The sequence below is a fragment of the Nocardia sp. NPDC056000 genome (assembly GCF_042269265.1).
GTDB lineage: Bacteria > Actinomycetota > Actinomycetes > Mycobacteriales > Mycobacteriaceae > Nocardia.
On sequence record NZ_JBHJXS010000007.1, the window covers coordinates 373126 to 388260 of the forward strand.

Below are 15135 nucleotides of genomic sequence, written 5' to 3' on the forward strand. Positions count from 1 at the left end.
TCGATGAGCGCGGTTCGACCATGACATCGTCAGCGGCCGAGGTGAATTCGGTGAGTTCAACCAGCGCGGTACCGACTCGCCAACAACGATCACCGATCTCACGCAAGAGGTCGGCGCTCTCTCCGACCCGTCATCCGGCATCACTGAGAGGCTCGACGAAGCCCGAAACCCATTCCCACGTCAGCGATTCCGGACATGAGCTCAGTGCCTGAAGTCCACGGCGGAGGCCCTCTGAGGGCTGTCCAGCGAAGGTTTCGGCACCGACCGGTGCGCTCATCGCCATGCTCGCGCACCACAGCCGGCCATAGGGTGTACTGCCCTTTTGAACAATTGGACCTAAGGGGAACCCGCAAAGTCAGAGCGCAGGAAAGCGCCCTGCCGCAACAGTTCTCGTTGGACGGCGGTCGCGCACCCGTCGGAACCGGCGGCGATCATCCCGGCCGCCACGCCCGCGGCCTGTCCGGTCACGAACGCGGTCCCCATCACGCGCAACGACGCACCCGCCATCCGGTCGCCGTCCACCGTCCGCCCGGCGCTCAACAGGTTGACGGTGTCGGCGCTGCGCAGGGCGCGCAGTGGGATGTCGTAGTGCCCGTCGCCATCGATGAAATGCCATTCGGCGCTCGCGCCGGGTGTGGTGTGATACTCGACCGGCCAGGCGCCGAGTCCGATGACATCGGGGAATCGCTTGCTACGCAGCACTTCCTGACCGGTGAGCTGACGTCGGCCGACGACATGCCGGGACTCCCTGGTGCCCAGTTCCGGACCGGTGCTGATGATGTGCGCACCTGCCCACCCCCGCACCTGGCGCACCGCCGCCAGGTAGGACCACGCCCGCGCTTGGGCCCGGGCCTGCGCCCGCGAGGTATCGCGCGCATCGCGCGCATCGTAAGCCTCGTCGATCAGATAGGCGACCACATCGCCGGAGACCGGCAGCCGGGCAACAAGGCCGCAGGCCGCACCGAGCGCGGCGGTGACAGCGTCACGGGTGAGGTCGGCGTCCGGGTCCACACCGCCGAACCGGACACCGAGCGTGCCGTTCTGCACCCGGCCTTCGTTGCCGTAACGCACTCGCGCCGAACCGAATTGAGCAAGATCAGCCTCGCCGGTCGCGTCGACGAACGCGGCCCCCGCAACGGTGTGCACGCCCTGGTGATCGGCCACCGCGGCCGAGGTCAGAGTTGCGCCGTCACGCTGTGCCGCCATCAACTGACTGTGCAGCCGCACTTCCACACCGGCCCGCGAGCACAGGTCATCGAGCACGATCTTGACGGCTTCGGGATCGAAAACCACTGTGACCGAGGTGAAGCGGGTCGCCTGGGTGACCGCGTCCAGTGCCCGCAGGCCGTGCAACACCTCGTCGGCCACACCGAACGCGACCTGCTGCGGTGGGTCCGCGCGGGTGAATATGCCGCAATAGGTCAGCACGTTGCGCAGGGTCGCCGCACCGCCAAGACAGGGGCCGCGCTCGATGAGCAGGGTGCGAGCACCGATCCGGGCCGCTCCAATCGCCGCCGCGACACCCGCCGATCCGCCACCCGCGACAACGACGTCATAGCGTTCGCCCATCTACTCGACATCCCTTCCGGGACTCTGTTCGAGCACGATATGGGCATTGGTGCCGCTGATACCGAACGACGACACCGCCGCCCGCCGCGGTCGGCCGGTGCTCGGCCAGGCCATCGGCCGGGTGGCCAACTGAATAGTGCCCGCCGACCAGTCCAGATGCGCGGACGCCGGTTCAGCGTGCAGCGTGGCGGGCACCAAGGCGTGGCGCAGCGCCTGCACAAGTTTGATGGCCCCCGCGACTCCGGCCGCCGCCTGGGTGTGCCCGATATTGGATTTGACCGAGCCGAGCAGCAACGGCCGTCCCACCGGCCGAACGCGGCCGTAGGTCGCCAGCAGCGCCTGCGCTTCGATCGGATCGCCCAGCGATGTGCCCGTGCCATGTGCTTCGACCACATCGACGTCCACCCCGCTGAGTCCGGCATTCTCCAGCGCCCTGTGAATGACCCGCTGTTGGGCGCTGCTGCTGGGTGCGGCGAGACCGTTGGAGGCGCCGTCGGAGTTGATCGCCGAACCTCGAATCACGGCGAGAACCCGGTGGCCGGACCGCCGCGCATCCGAAAGGCGTTCCAGCACTATCATTCCCGCGCCCTCCGCGAACGCGGTGCCGTCCGCCGCCGCGGCAAACGGCTTGCAGCGGCCGTCCGGGGCCAGACCGCGCTGCCGGGAGAACTCGATGAATACCGTCGGTGTCTTCAGCACGGTCACCCCGCCCGCCAGCGCCAAGGCACACTCGCCTCGGCGCAGGGATTCCGCGGCAAGATGGATCGAGACCAGCGACGAGGAGCACGCGGTGTCCACAGTGAGCGCGGGCCCGTGCAAGCCCAGCGTGTAGGCGATCCGGCCGCTGGCCACCCCCGCAGCGCGCCCGGTGGACAAATAGGTATGGACGCCGTGTGGTAGCTCGAAATCGGCGACGGAATGATCCTGGTGCATCAACCCCACGAAGACGCCGGTCTCCGAGCCGCGCAGCGTGGTCGGGTCGATTCCGCCGTGTTCGATTGCTTCCCATGCTGTTTCGAGCAATACCCGGTGTTGCGGATCCATCACCAGCGCTTCGTGCGGTGAAATACCGAAGAAGTGAGCATCGAAACTCGTTGCGGTGTCCAGGAATCCGCCGGACCGGACATATGCGGTGCCTAGATGATCCGGGTCGGGGTGGTAGACATTTCGGTCCCAGCCCCGATTCTCGGGGAATGCGGTGATCACGTCCCGGCCCTCGGTCAGCACCTGCCAGAACCGCTCCGGCGAATCGATGCCACCGGGGTAGCGGCAACCGATCCCCACGATAGCGATCGGCTCGGTGGGCGCCATGCCGGACCGCGCCGACCGACGTGGTGCCGCCGACTCGACAGCGGCTGGACTGTCCAAATGTTCGGCCAGGCGGGCGACGGTCGAGAACTCATACAGCGCGGTTCGGGGCAGGTGCACTCCGAGGGCTTCGTTGAGAAGCCGACTCAGCTCGACCGCCGCCAAGGAACCAAGGCCCAGCTCCGCGAAAGGAACGTCCGGGGAGATCTCGGTCGGGGAGCAACTGAGCAGTCGCGCAGCCAGTTCGGTGATGACCTCGGCCGCGGAGCGCCGGGCGCCGACGGTCGGCCTGGCCGGGCCGGGCTCGGCAGGTGCAGCGAGGTCCCCGCTGGTCAATGCCACCCGCAGTGCGACCTTGTCGACTTTGCCGGTGACAGTGCGCGGCAACTCGGGGATGTGCACGACGCGGGTCGGCAGTTTGTGGGTGGCGAGCTCGCCCTCGCAGAATCGGCGTACCTGGCTCAGTCCGGGGCGCGGGCCGGCGTCGCAGCGCAGCACGGCGACTACTCGTTCGCCCTCGATCGCGTCCGGTATCCCGACAATGGCCGCTTCGAGCACACCCGGGTGACGGGCAACTACCCGTTCCACCTCCGCCGAGTACACGTTTTCCCCGCCGACCAGGATCATGTCCTTCAATCGGTCGACCAGGTGGACGTAACTGTCGTCGTCGAGATATCCGACGTCGCCGGTCCGGAACCAGCCGTCATTGTCGAGGGCCGATTCGGTAGCGGCGTGATCGCGCCAGTATCCCGGCGTGACGGTCGGACCCTGTACACAGACTTCGCCGCGTGCACCAGGCCGCCGTAGTACCGCGCCGTTTTTCGGATCTACCAAGCGCAGCCGCGTGAACGGCAACGGAACACCGACAGAGCCGCTCGCCTGGGTGGCGTCGGCCAGCGGCACGCAGGTGGCGAACAGGGTTTCGGTGAGCCCGTAGGCCTGCCGGATCGGCAGGCCGCGCAGACGGTATCGGTCGATGAGGACCGGGTGCGCCGGAGCGCCGGCGGTGACCGCGAGCCGGACCGCCGAGAGGTCCGCGCTGTCGAACTCAGGCAACGCCGCGACGGCCTGAAACATCGCGGGTACCGCGAAAACCGTGGAGATCCGCCCATAGACGAGTTCGGACAACATCTGCTCGGGCTCGAAGTTCGCGTGGATGAGGCAGGTGCCACCGCGCAGCAGACTGCGCAGCACGAAGCAGCCGAAGGTGGCGGTATGAAAGAGCGGGGTCACCACGAGGGTGGTGTCCTCGGCGGTGGTCGGTATCAGCAGATCCAGATTGGCGCAGTTCCACCACAGCGCACCATGGGTGATCATCACACCTTTCGGCTTACCGGTGGTACCGGAGGTATAGGCCAGCATCGCGAGCTGGTCCTCGGTCAGCCGGACCGGGCCGGGGAGCTGGTCTTCGGCCCGAATAGGCGGGGCCGCACCGATATCCAGCACCGCAGGACGCGGCCGGAGGTCGGTGATCGCGGCCCGCGCCTGCATGCCGCGATCGGGTTCGATCACCAGGGTGTGTGGCGCGCTGTGCTCGAGTACGTAGCCCAATTCCCCGGCGGACAGGCGTGCATTGAGCGGCACGAAGACCGCGCCGAGCCAGGCGCAGGCCAGATATGCGGTGACGAAGGCGCCCCCGTTGGAACCGAGATAGGCGACGCGCACACCGCTGTGCACACCACCGCCCGCGAGCACCTGGGCCAGGCCCGCGGCGCGATCAATCAGGCTGCGATAGTCGACCGACTCGGCATCGTCGGTGACGGCGGGGCGGTCACCGGCGTATCCGGCCAAGGCCAGGACTCGTCGGACCGGATTCACATCAGTCACGGTGTCCTCCGGAGACTTCGGACAACAGGGTCGACATCCGACTGTGCGGCGAGCCCCACGTGGTCGGCGAAGGCGTCGATGCCCGCCTGCTGGCGCGCACCCAGGTCGTAGCTGAGCGCCTCGGTGTAATAGCGGTGCAGGACACTGGCGTCGAACTGACACCACCGGGCGATCCGGTGGCTGAGCTCCTCGATCTCGCGCAAGGCCAGGTCGCGTGCGTCTATCAGAGCCTCGTGCACCTCGGCCACCGCGGCGGGATGGGCATCGGCGAAGTCTCTGCGCGCGGCCATCACCGCGAAGACGAATGGGTGGCCGGTCCATTCCCGCCACATCTGACCGAGGTCGTGCACGGTGATGCCGAGCCGCTCGGTCTCATAGGTGGCCGCGTGCAGTGCCGCATCGCCGATCAGCACTGCGGCGGGGGCCACCGCGAGCATCGCGTCCAAGTCGGGAGCGCACCAGAAATAGTCGGCTTCGACGCCCACCAGTTGTTCGAGCAGCAGTCTCGCGAGCCGGATCGAGGTACGGCTCTGTGAGCCGAGCGCAACCCGGGCACCATCGAGTTGATCCAGCGGCAGTCGGCTGACGATGATGCAGGACATCACCGGACCATCGCTGCCGATCGCGATATCGGGGAGCGCGACGAGCTCGTCACGATGCTGTAGAAATTCGATCAGACTGACCGGGCCGACGTCGATGCGACCCTCGATAATTGCTGTAGCGAGCACATCCGGGGTGCCCTTTATCAACTCCATATCGAGCAGGCTGCCGTTGCGAGCCAACCCCCACAGTAGTGGTGTGCAATTCAGGTATTCAATGTGCCCGACACGCGGACGAAATTGCTTAACCGCTGTTTCTGACAATGGTTTCTCGGCCATGGTTCCTCCGTTGAAAAAGGTGCCGCAAACGGCCATTGAGGGGAACCCCTATCCGACCCCTAGCTACGCGAACCCCGAGAACCGGAAGGCGACTCGGCGGTCGCCGAGCCGCCGCGGCGCTTGCCCCCACAAATGGGGGCAGGCCGCCAAACCTGCTGTTGTCCAGCATTCTTGATACGATCTGCCGGTCGGTAGCGGTCCGCGAACCGACGGTGGCAGGCCGGTTGACACCGATCCTTCCCGTCGGTACAGGACCCTCATCGCCTGTCCGCTCTGCCACCTCACGGCGGAGTGGCAACACAATGGTTATTCTCTCCACAGAGGGGCGGCGCGTGTCGAAATTATCATCTGAGCGTTACCCCATCGACCGCGTAAGGACGACTCCGGGCCGAGGCGCTAAATCGTCTGCAGAACTGATCCAAACCTTGCCTCGGGAGCATTTGAGGATATGTCAAGCACTTGCGATCCTGGATGAACCAGCAACCCTGGATTTCATCGCCGAACTTACAGAAAAAGAAGACCAGTCGGTACAAATTATGCTGGAGCATCTTCAGCGTACCGGTGTACTTCGCGGGCTGCGGTTCCGTAACCCCGCAGTTCGGCGCATGATCCTCAACCGCACCGCACCGGAGCTGATCGCCTGGTTGCACCATCGGATCGCCGAATTGCTGCACAGTCGGGGTGCCGAATCCCGCGCGGTTGGCCGCCATCTCGTGAAAGCCGGTTACGCGCGCTTTCCCGGCGCAGTGACGATTCTGCGAGTGGCCGGTGACGATGCCTTGGTCCACGACGAGCCGCACGTGGCGGTCGAATTTCTCGAACTGGCATATCGCGCCTGCGCGAACACCACCGACCGCACCACCATCGCCGCCGCGCTGGTGTCCACCGAATGGCGGTTCAACCCGTCCACTACAACCCGCAGTTTCACCCGCCTGCTGACCGTTGCCCGCAGTGATCGACTACCCGTGGGCTACCTCCCGCAACTGATCAATTACCTGGCCTGGCACGGGTGCGAAGCCGAGGCCCGCCAACTATCGATCGCCTTGGCCCGGCGCAGCGATCAGGCCAATGGGCCGATCGTGCCGCAGGTCCAATTCATCTGGAAATGGATGACATTCACCCATCCGGAGGTACTCGACGGGCTCGGAGTCGTGGACCTCACGCACGCACCCCCCGCCTCCAACGCCTCGCCGTACCTGCTGGCCACATCGGTCCTCGCGGGTCTGCTGCCGGGCGGCGGCACCGAATCAGCGGTGCTTGCCGCGCAACGTGTGCTGAGCGGCCATCGGCTGGGCACCACCACGGTGGCCGCACTCGTGGTCGCGGTCGAGGGGCTGATCTATCTGGATCGGCTCAACGACGCCGCGGCATGGTGTGACACGTTGCTGGCCGAGGCGAGCGCGCGCAGCGCACCCACCTGGCAGGCGCTGTTCGCGGGCCTACGCGCGGAGGTGTTCCTACGCAAGGGCGATATGTCCAACGCGGTCCAGATGGGCTTGGCCGCACTGAATTACGTGCCCGCCCGCCATCTCGGTACCCGGATCGGCCGCCCGCTGGCGTGCCTGATCATGGGCCTCACGGCCGCCGGAGCGCACCAGGAAGCGCGCAAACAGTTGGAACGGCAGGTGCCCTACGAGCTGTTCCAGTCCCGATTCGGCCTGCACTATCTGCACGCCCGCGGCCACCACTATCTGGCGACCGAGCAGTATCGGGAAGCGCTGCTCGATTTCCAGCGCTGCGGCGAGTTGATGCGCCGCTGGCGACTCGACCTACCGCACCTGGTGCCGTGGCGCAACGACCTGGCCCAGGTGTACCTGGCGATGGGTCGGCCCGACCGCGCCCACGAACACGCCGCGGCTCACCTGCGCCAGCTCGACGGAGCTGTGGAAACACACCGGACCACCGGTGTTTCGCTGCGACTATTGGCGTTGGCCGCAGAGCCCGAATCCAGGGTGCGACTGCTGACCATGGCCGCGAAGGTGGCCCGTCGGCACGACGACAAATACGAACTGGCGACCACGCTCGCGGCGCTCGGCGCGGCATATCAGGACGACGGGCGCGGCGCGCAGGGAAAGTCCTTGCTGCGCACCGCGACCCGGCTGTTGCGAGAAGCCACCGCGGTAACCGCCCACGGCGTCGCCGAGGCCGAACGACCCTCCGCCGAGAGCGATACCCCGGCCGAGCCTCGCGATCTCAGCCCGGCCGAGCGGCGGGTCGCGGACCTGGCGGCGCTGGGCCGGCGCAACCGGGACATCGCGGATGAGCTCCGGATCACCACGAGCACCGTGGAGCAGCACCTCACCCAGGTGTACCGCAAGTTGCGGGTCCGGCGGCGGGCGGAGCTGCAATTCCTGTTGCGGCCGACGGGCAGCATGGAACCGCGTTCGGCGGAGATCACGGGGTGAATTCCCCGATCACCTCACCGGGCGAGCGCGGCGACGGTGGCGCGCAGCACCCGCGCCACCGGTCGGACCCGTTCGGCGAGATAGAAATGACCACCGTCGAAAGTCCTTATGTCGCAACCTGATCGAGTGTGCCCACGCCATGCTTCGAGGTCGTCGACGCCGACTCTCGGGTCCTGATTGCCGGCGAATACACTGATCGGACAGTCGAGCATCACATCGGCACCGCAACGGTAGGTTTCGATCGCCCGGTAGTCGCTGCGAATCACCGGCAGCAGCGCACGCGCCTGCTCCTGGTCGTCCAATATCTCACTGTGCGGGCCGCCCAGCTGCCGCAGTTCCGCCAGGAGCACCGCGTCGGACTGCTGGTGCAGCACCTCGATGCGGTGCCGGGATGGGGCGCGGCGGGCCGAGGCCAGCAGACGCCGGACCGGCGTGCCCTCCTGTTCCAGTCGTCGCGCGACCTCGAATCCGACGACCGCGCCCATGCTGTGCCCGAACAGTGCCACGGGCCGAGATGTCCAGCGCCGCAAGGTGGGAAGTACCTCGTCCACCAGCTCCGCGATCGATTGCAGAGGTGGTTCCGCATGCCGATCCTGGCGACCGGGCGGCTGCACAGCAACCACCTCGACCTCACCCTCCAGCGCGGCCGCCAGCGGCCGGAAGAATCCGGCAGAGCCGCCGGCATGCGGGAAGCAGATCAGTACGGGTGCGTCAGTGCGGGTGGCCGGAAAGTGGAGCATCGCCGAACCCTTCGGGGTAGTAGAACGAATCCGTCGCCGCGGCACCGTCGATCGGCGCTACGTCGTCCATCAGGCTGGTGACCGGTGTGCCACCTGCGGGATCGAGCCAGATGTGGGCATCCCACATGCGCGGATGCGGAATGCCGAACGGGATGGGTATGAGCGACTCGAGCGCACCGGGATCCTGCCCGCGCGCCGATTCGGTCGGCGGGTCCATCCGCATTTCGAACGAGGGCAGCACGTGCACGCCACGCTCGTGCACCGCCCAATCGCGGGCGTCCAGACACATGTCCGAGGCAGGCAGGACACCGGGCGTGTACTTCGCCAGATGCGCCCATCCGGCGAGTTCGTACGGAAAATGCGGTACATAGGGATCTGCGAGATCGCCGCTTTGCGCCAGCGAGCGATAGAACAGCACGAGCGGGCGACCCGCGAAAACCGTCTGGGGTGCGGGCAGACCCGAGGTCACGCCCGCGATCGAGGTACCGACGATCTCCGCCGACAAGATCGGATCGGCCATCGTCATGCCCATTCCGGAGTAGGTCACCATGCCGTGCGAGGGCACCGCCCATCCTGCGGCGACCAGCGACATCATCTCGGCTGGATTCCGCAGGGTACGAAGCGGTCCCAGCCGTGCGAGCAACAGGTCACGATCCCGTTCCAGTGAACTCGCGCGTGCTTGATCCGAGCAGGGCACGGGTGCCGGGTCCGCCGGCCCCGCCGTGCCGGTGCCGGACTGCATCGCGGTCAACGCGGCACCTGCCGCGACGACGAGGGTTGTTCGCCATCGGCGCCCGCGCGTTCGGGAGATGGTCATTCGACGCTCCTTTTCATAGTTTGTCAGCGACCCAGCAACGCGGCCAGCACATGCCGTAGTTCGGCGGCGGGGTCCGGGTGCGCAGCCCGTGCGCGCCAGCACACGTGTTGATCCGGGCGGACCAATATCGCTCCGTCATCGGCGATTTCACGGATCGAGGTCCACGTTCCATCCACGTCGCACCATTCGGTCTCCGGTCCGACGGCTACGGTCCGCAACGGAATCGCCAGCTCGGCGGCAAGCCGCTGCGCAGCCGCGGTCCACGGCTCCGCATCCGGTCCTGCGATCAGGCAGAATTCGCCGGGACGAACGAGATCCAAAGTGGAGCAACGCTTTCCGGAGTGCTGCAACCAGGCGTGTGGGAGCCGGTGGCCGGGCCGAGTGGTCGGCGCGTAGTGGTCCCCCATAGGTGCCGTGGGTGGCGCCGGGCTGTCGTCCGCGACCAGGGCTCCGTCCGCGTAGGCAACACCCAGCTCCAGATCGATTGCCTGGCAATCGGATCGGCAGGTGTCCAGGATTTCCGCCGCGCGGGCCCGCGCGCTCGCCCCGTATCCGTTGTGGGCGAAATAGTTGCGGAAGAAGGCCGGGCGCGCGATCCGTGGCACCCGAGGTCCGATGCCGATGGCCGCGTCGAAGACCGCCTGCGAGTTGGTCAGGATGCCCAGTGCCCAGTCGAGATTTCGACGCGCCACCGGCTGGCGTTCGGGTTCGTAGCTGTCCAGCAGACCGGGACCAGCACTGCCGGCTTGGATCGCCGCGATCTTCCACGCCAGGTTGTGTGCGTCCTGGATGGCGGTGTTGAGGCCGAGTCCGGCGGCGGGGGGCATGCGGTGCGCCGCGTCACCTGCCAGCAGTACCCGCCCTGCCCGGAATCGATAGGCGATCACCGCGTCCAGCTCCCAGTGACTGACCTTGTGCACTCGCAACTCCAGGTCCGCGATCCCGAGTACGGCACGGATCCGCTGGATCGCGTCGGATTCGTCCAGCGAATCCGGTTCGATCGGAGTCGAAATGGTGTGCAGGCCCCACTCTTCGGAGAATCTTCCCCAGGTCGGTCCCATCTGCACCAATACCGATCCGGTGTGCTCCGGATTGTCCGGGCTGATGAAATACGTCAGCAACGCGCCATCGTGTTGCCACTCCGAAAGGTCCGCGGAGAAGTGCACCGTCGTCATCGTCTGAATGTGTTTGAGTCCGTCGAGGTGAATACGCAGACGGCGCCCCACCGTACGCCCGCCGTCGGCGGCGATCAGATATTTCGCGTGCACCCGCACCGTGGCGCCGGTGCCGAGATCACGAACCTCGGCTTCGATTCCGGCGTCGGTTTCCAGCCAGCCGAGCAATTCATGGGAGTACCGGACCCGACCCGGGTTGCGCTGTTCAGCCAGCTCCCGCAGGATCGGCTCCAACCGGATCTGCGGCAGATTCGTCGCGGCGACCGGACTCGCCTCGGCGTACCGCTCCGACAGCGCACCGGCGCCGAACGCGTCCATCTCGTGAATGAGGCGGCCATCGAAGGGGCCGCGCCCGGAAAGTGAGGTTTGCCAACAGACTTTCCCGAATTTCTCCAAAGGCGCGCCCGCGGCGATGATCGGTTCCGCCGCACCGTATTGGCGAAACACTTCCATCGAACGCTGGCTCAGATAATGCGCTTTGGGCAGTGCGGAGGTATTTTCCCGGCGTTCGATCAACAGATGGTCGACACCCGATCCGGAAAGAAATATCGAGGCGGACAAACCACATCCGCCGCCACCGACAACGAGCGCAGTCACTTCGATCGCGGTCATCTTGTTTCCCTTTTCGACGATGACGCCAATTCTCGCGACCAACGTCCGGGGCGGGTACCCCTAGCTACCCCTAGGGCGTTCGCACCTTGCCGTCCACCATTTCGATGGTGCGGTCGGCCGTGGCCGCGGCGTCCTTGTCGTGGGTCACCATGACGACCATGCGCGGCCGGTCGGTATCGTGCGCCAGACTCGTCAGCAATTCCAGAATCAATTGTCCCGATTTGGAATCCAGATTTCCGGTGGGCTCGTCGGCCAGGATGAGCGGCGCGTCGAGCATGAGAGCCCGGGCGATCGCGACACGCTGCATCTGCCCGCCCGAGAGTTCGGTGGGGCGGTGCTCGGCCCGATCGCCGATGCCGACCAGATCCAGCAGTGCCAGCGCGTCCTTTCGCACCCGGCCGATCGGGGATCCGTCGAGCACCCGGGGCAGTGCGACGTTCTCCCACGCCGACATGGTCGGCAGCAGGTTGAAGAACTGGAAGATGAAGCCCACACTGCGCAAACGGAATCGGGAGCGTTGGTCCTCGGTGAGTCCGGCAATCTCCGCGCCGTCGAATTCGACCGAACCCGAAGTGGGCGCGTCCAATGCCCCGACTATGTGCAGCAGGGTGCTCTTCCCCGCTCCGGAAGGCCCTACTACCGCGGTGAATTCGCCGAGATCCAGATCAAGGCTCACGCCGTCCAGCGCCCGTACCAGTTCGCCACCCAGCCGGTATTCCCGGACCACGTCGCGTAGTTTTATCATCGGTCGTCCTATTCGTCGCGTGGAATCATTCGAAAGACACGGCGGCGATGATGTTGGTTCGCGCCGCGCGCAGCGCGGGCAGCAACGCCCCGAGGAAGCAGGCGAGGATACCGCCACACAGCGTGTAGCCGACTACCACTGCGGCGGGCCGGAATCCGACGGTGATGCCGATCGCCTGGTCGCTGATCACGCCGGCGAGGTAGTGCACGCCGAGGCCGAACACCGTGCCCCACGCCGCACCGACCAGTCCGATCGCCGCCGCTTCGGCCAATACCATCCCGGTCGTGAGCTTGCGGGAGGAGCCGATGGCACGCAGCACGCCCAGTTCGCGCCGCCGTTGCAGGACCGCCAGCGTGAAGATGTTGGTCAGTGCCGCGACCACGACCGCCGCGATGATCCACTGCAGCGCGACCGTGAGAACGCCTGCCTGCTCGATGTTTCCGACGGCGTCGCGGTAGGCCTGCTCGCCGGTGAAGACATAGGCGGACTTCGGTAGCGCCGCCGCGACCGTATCGCGAAGGGACGCGGGGTCGATACCGGGTGCCGGGGTGAGCGCCAGATAGGTGGCGCCGGGGCGCGCGAACCAGGACTGCATATCAGACAGACTCATGGCGATGGTGCCCGCGTCCAGGGACAACACATCGACGGTGCCGATGATCCGCGCCGGGTGCGGACCGGTGGGCGTGCCGAGGGTGATCTCGGCACCGACGCTGTAGCCGAGCCGCTCGGCCAGCTGTCGGGACACCGCGATCCCTTCCCCGCGGTCGAGTTGCCGACGTTGGTCGGGCGAAAGACTATGTGCGGTAGCGCTTCCCGTGGACGGTGAGACACCTTCGACGGCGACCCGCAACTCCCCCACGGTGACATAGGCCCACTGCCCTTCGCCGACCGCGGCCACGCCCGGCACCGCCTGCACCCGCGTGCGCCAGTCGGCGGGCAGCGGGCCGACAGAAGGTACGGCCTCGCTCGGGGTGTTTGCGACTATCACCTCGGCGTCGCGCAGACCCTCGCTGGCCGCTACGGCGGCCGCGGTGGTATCGGTCAGGGAGCCGTGGATACCGATCGCGACGGCGACCGCGATCGAGGTGGTCACCGCCGCCGCCCACGCCCGGCCCGGGGCCCGCCGAATCGCCGCTGCCGCAAGCAAACCCGGCCGCCCCATGCTCTCGGCGATCCGAGCAGCCAGCCGTGTCGTCGGCCCCATCGAGGCGATGCCGAAGAGGATGCCCCCGACCATGAAGATCGCCGCCGCGGCGAAAGCGAGCGGACCGTGCAGCAGGCCGGCCATCACGAAAGCACCTGCCAAGCAGGCGATAGCGACCGATCCGAGCAACAGCGCGGTCCGTCGGCTCAGACTGCGCGAGATGGTGATGGTCGCGGTCTGCAACGCCTCCAACGGCGACACCCGGTAGACGTCGACCGCGGCATGCGCGGCCGCAGCGACACAAGCCAGCACACACGCGAGAAACACGATCGGGAAAATCGCCCACGGTACCGACAGCGTGAGTTCGGCGGTCAGCGACTGCACCAGAATCGGCGGCACCTGACCGATGGCCCAGCGCCCGGCCAGATACCCGATCGGGCTGCCGATCAGTGCGCCGATCCCCCCGATCAACACCGCCTCGAGGATCAGATCCGCGGTGAGCTGTCGGCGGCCCGCGCCGACCGCCCGCATGACCGCGATTCGCGATCTGCGTTGGGCCACCATCATATTCATCGAGTTGAAGACCAGGAATCCGGCGACCACGAGTCCGATCGTGGCGACGAGCAAGGTGGAGCTGCGGCTGATCGCGACCGCGTTCTCCGCCTGCGCGGTGCGCAGATCCGGCCCGGAGACAACCGCACGCTGGCCCACCACCGCCACCAGGTCCGTGCGCAGCCGCCCGAGGTCGGTGCCGGGACGTGCGGCGACGAGCACCATGCTCACCCGGCCGGGCTGCGCGGTCAGCTTTTGCGCGAAACCCAATGGGGCGGCGATGAATCGGCCGCCATTGAGTTGCCCGCCCGCGTCTGCGGAAAGCACCGTCGCCACCGTCGCGGTTTCTCCACCGAGCGAAATATGGTCACCCACAGCGAATCCGGCGCGATGACCGACTGCTACACCGTTGTTCGTATTCAGTAGCGGGCCTACCGCAGCCTGCAAATCCGTCTGCAGGGCAAGGATGCTCGCGTCGAATCCGAGCAGCATCAGCGATTTGCCTTCGGCATTGACCTGCTGCTGCAACACCGGCGCGGCAGCGGCCACGCCGGGCGTCTTCGCGATGTCTCCGGACGCGGCCACTTCGAACCCGGAGTCGGTATATCCGGTGACGATCAGATCAGCTTTTCCCGCAATGCTTTTCGAGAGCCGGTCGACCGAGTCGGTGATGGAGCTGTAGGTGGCGAGCACCGCCACCACCAGTGCCGCCGACACCGCCACCACCGCCAGACAGGCGGCCACCCGGCCCCATTGCGTAACCAGCTCCCGAAGGCTGATCAAACGGAATCTGCTGATGCCGGCGCCCGCCATGCCAGTCCACCCTTTGTTTCGGATGGCCCGCGGCGGCAACCGGTATCGGTCGGCAGCGAGACCATCATGATCGTACCGATCAGTCGCACTCGGCGGTGCGGTGTTCGGCGTATTGTTCTGCGACGCAACGACGTAACCGCGTATCGACGACGCCGAGCGCTGTCTGGACGAGCGGCGCCATCAGTTTGCCGACGGCGCGGTCCGTACCGCGCAACCGTGGATGCCCGGTCTCGATCAGCAAAGTCGAATCGGCGGCACCGACGGCGGCGAACCGCAGGCCGAGACACAACTCCGGTTCCGTAACGCCGGTGACCCGGATCAGTTCGTTCCGAACCCACTCCACGCAGACCAATTCCAAGGTGCGGATCAGCGGCCCGAAGGAGACCGCGACATCGAACACCGCGCCGACCCCGTATTCGGGCGCGCCTACCGGTTGGAACCGGGAAATCCCCACGGCCCACTCGGGCACATTCCGATAGTCGTTGACGAACTCGAAGGCGAAATCGACCGGAACCGCCAATTCACATGTCTGCTCGATGGTGGCCACGAC

The 15135-nt window shown here is 66.6% G+C and carries 10 protein-coding genes; 1 reads left to right on the forward strand and 9 read right to left on the reverse strand.

The window, feature by feature from the left end:
* Positions 1-336: 336 nt before the first annotated feature.
* The 3 genes from ACFC4D_RS22785 to ACFC4D_RS22795 are packed head-to-tail and all read right to left on the reverse strand — an operon-like array spanning position 337 to position 5582.
* Positions 337-1569 carry an FAD-dependent oxidoreductase gene (locus ACFC4D_RS22785; protein ID WP_376066277.1) on the reverse strand — a complete coding sequence of 411 codons (1233 nt, stop codon included), beginning with the start codon at positions 1567-1569 and terminating at the stop codon, positions 337-339.
* A complete protein-coding gene (locus tag ACFC4D_RS22790) occupies positions 1570-4704 on the reverse strand; it encodes a beta-ketoacyl synthase N-terminal-like domain-containing protein (protein ID WP_376066280.1) in 3135 nt (1044 codons plus the stop codon). It abuts the gene before it with no gap.
* Positions 4701-5582: a menaquinone biosynthetic enzyme MqnA/MqnD family protein gene (locus tag ACFC4D_RS22795; protein WP_376066283.1), complete on the reverse strand. Its 882-nt coding sequence runs from the start codon at positions 5580-5582 to the stop codon at positions 4701-4703. The genes ACFC4D_RS22790 and ACFC4D_RS22795 overlap by 4 nt, the downstream gene beginning before the upstream one ends.
* A gap of 605 nt (positions 5583-6187) precedes the next feature.
* On the opposite strand from ACFC4D_RS22795, the gene ACFC4D_RS22800 reads away from it, so the two are divergent.
* A complete protein-coding gene (locus ACFC4D_RS22800; RefSeq protein ID WP_376066284.1) occupies positions 6188-7987 on the forward strand; it encodes a LuxR C-terminal-related transcriptional regulator in 1800 nt (599 codons plus the stop codon).
* A 14-nt stretch (positions 7988-8001) separates the two neighbouring features.
* Here the strand turns inward: ACFC4D_RS22800 and ACFC4D_RS22805 are convergent, their stop codons facing one another.
* The 6 genes from ACFC4D_RS22805 to ACFC4D_RS22830 form a co-directional block, all read right to left on the reverse strand.
* Positions 8002-8727 (reverse strand): thioesterase II family protein, encoded by a 726-nt coding sequence (locus tag ACFC4D_RS22805; protein ID WP_376066286.1) that lies wholly within the window; start codon positions 8725-8727, stop codon positions 8002-8004.
* Positions 8699-9544, reverse strand: a complete 846-nt coding sequence (locus ACFC4D_RS22810) for a hypothetical protein (RefSeq protein ID WP_376066289.1) — start codon at positions 9542-9544, stop codon at positions 8699-8701. Before ACFC4D_RS22810 ends, ACFC4D_RS22805 begins: the two co-directional genes overlap by 29 nt.
* Positions 9545-9567: 23 nt before the next feature.
* Positions 9568-11331: an FAD-dependent monooxygenase gene (locus ACFC4D_RS22815; RefSeq protein ID WP_376066292.1), complete on the reverse strand. Its 1764-nt coding sequence runs from the start codon at positions 11329-11331 to the stop codon at positions 9568-9570.
* Between the two features lie 70 nt (positions 11332-11401).
* On the reverse strand, positions 11402-12076 hold the full coding sequence (locus tag ACFC4D_RS22820; protein ID WP_376066293.1) for an ABC transporter ATP-binding protein: 675 nt from the start codon (positions 12074-12076) through the stop codon (positions 11402-11404).
* 25 nt (positions 12077-12101) lie between these two features.
* Positions 12102-14585 (reverse strand): ABC transporter permease, encoded by a 2484-nt coding sequence (locus tag ACFC4D_RS22825; RefSeq protein WP_376066295.1) that lies wholly within the window; start codon positions 14583-14585, stop codon positions 12102-12104.
* 79 nt (positions 14586-14664) lie between these two features.
* Positions 14665-15132 carry an SRPBCC family protein gene (locus ACFC4D_RS22830; RefSeq protein WP_376066298.1) on the reverse strand — a complete coding sequence of 156 codons (468 nt, stop codon included), beginning with the start codon at positions 15130-15132 and terminating at the stop codon, positions 14665-14667.
* Between the last annotated feature and the right edge of the window lie 3 nt (positions 15133-15135).

Bases quoted from the DNA above. Each gene is read 5' to 3' on its own strand.
- ACFC4D_RS22785 (WP_376066277.1), bottom strand. From the start codon at position 1,569: ATGGGCGAACGCTATGACGTCGTTGTCGCGGGTGGCGGATCGGCGGGT.
- ACFC4D_RS22795 (WP_376066283.1), bottom strand. From the start codon at position 5,582: ATGGCCGAGAAACCATTGTCAGAAACAGCGGTTAAGCAATTTCGTCCG.
- ACFC4D_RS22800 (WP_376066284.1), top strand. From the start codon at position 6,188: ATGATCCTCAACCGCACCGCACCGGAGCTGATCGCCTGGTTGCACCAT.
- ACFC4D_RS22805 (WP_376066286.1), bottom strand. From the start codon at position 8,727: ATGCTCCACTTTCCGGCCACCCGCACTGACGCACCCGTACTGATCTGC.
- ACFC4D_RS22810 (WP_376066289.1), bottom strand. From the start codon at position 9,544: ATGACCATCTCCCGAACGCGCGGGCGCCGATGGCGAACAACCCTCGTC.
- ACFC4D_RS22815 (WP_376066292.1), bottom strand. From the start codon at position 11,331: ATGACCGCGATCGAAGTGACTGCGCTCGTTGTCGGTGGCGGCGGATGT.
- ACFC4D_RS22820 (WP_376066293.1), bottom strand. From the start codon at position 12,076: ATGATAAAACTACGCGACGTGGTCCGGGAATACCGGCTGGGTGGCGAA.
- ACFC4D_RS22825 (WP_376066295.1), bottom strand. From the start codon at position 14,585: ATGGCGGGCGCCGGCATCAGCAGATTCCGTTTGATCAGCCTTCGGGAG.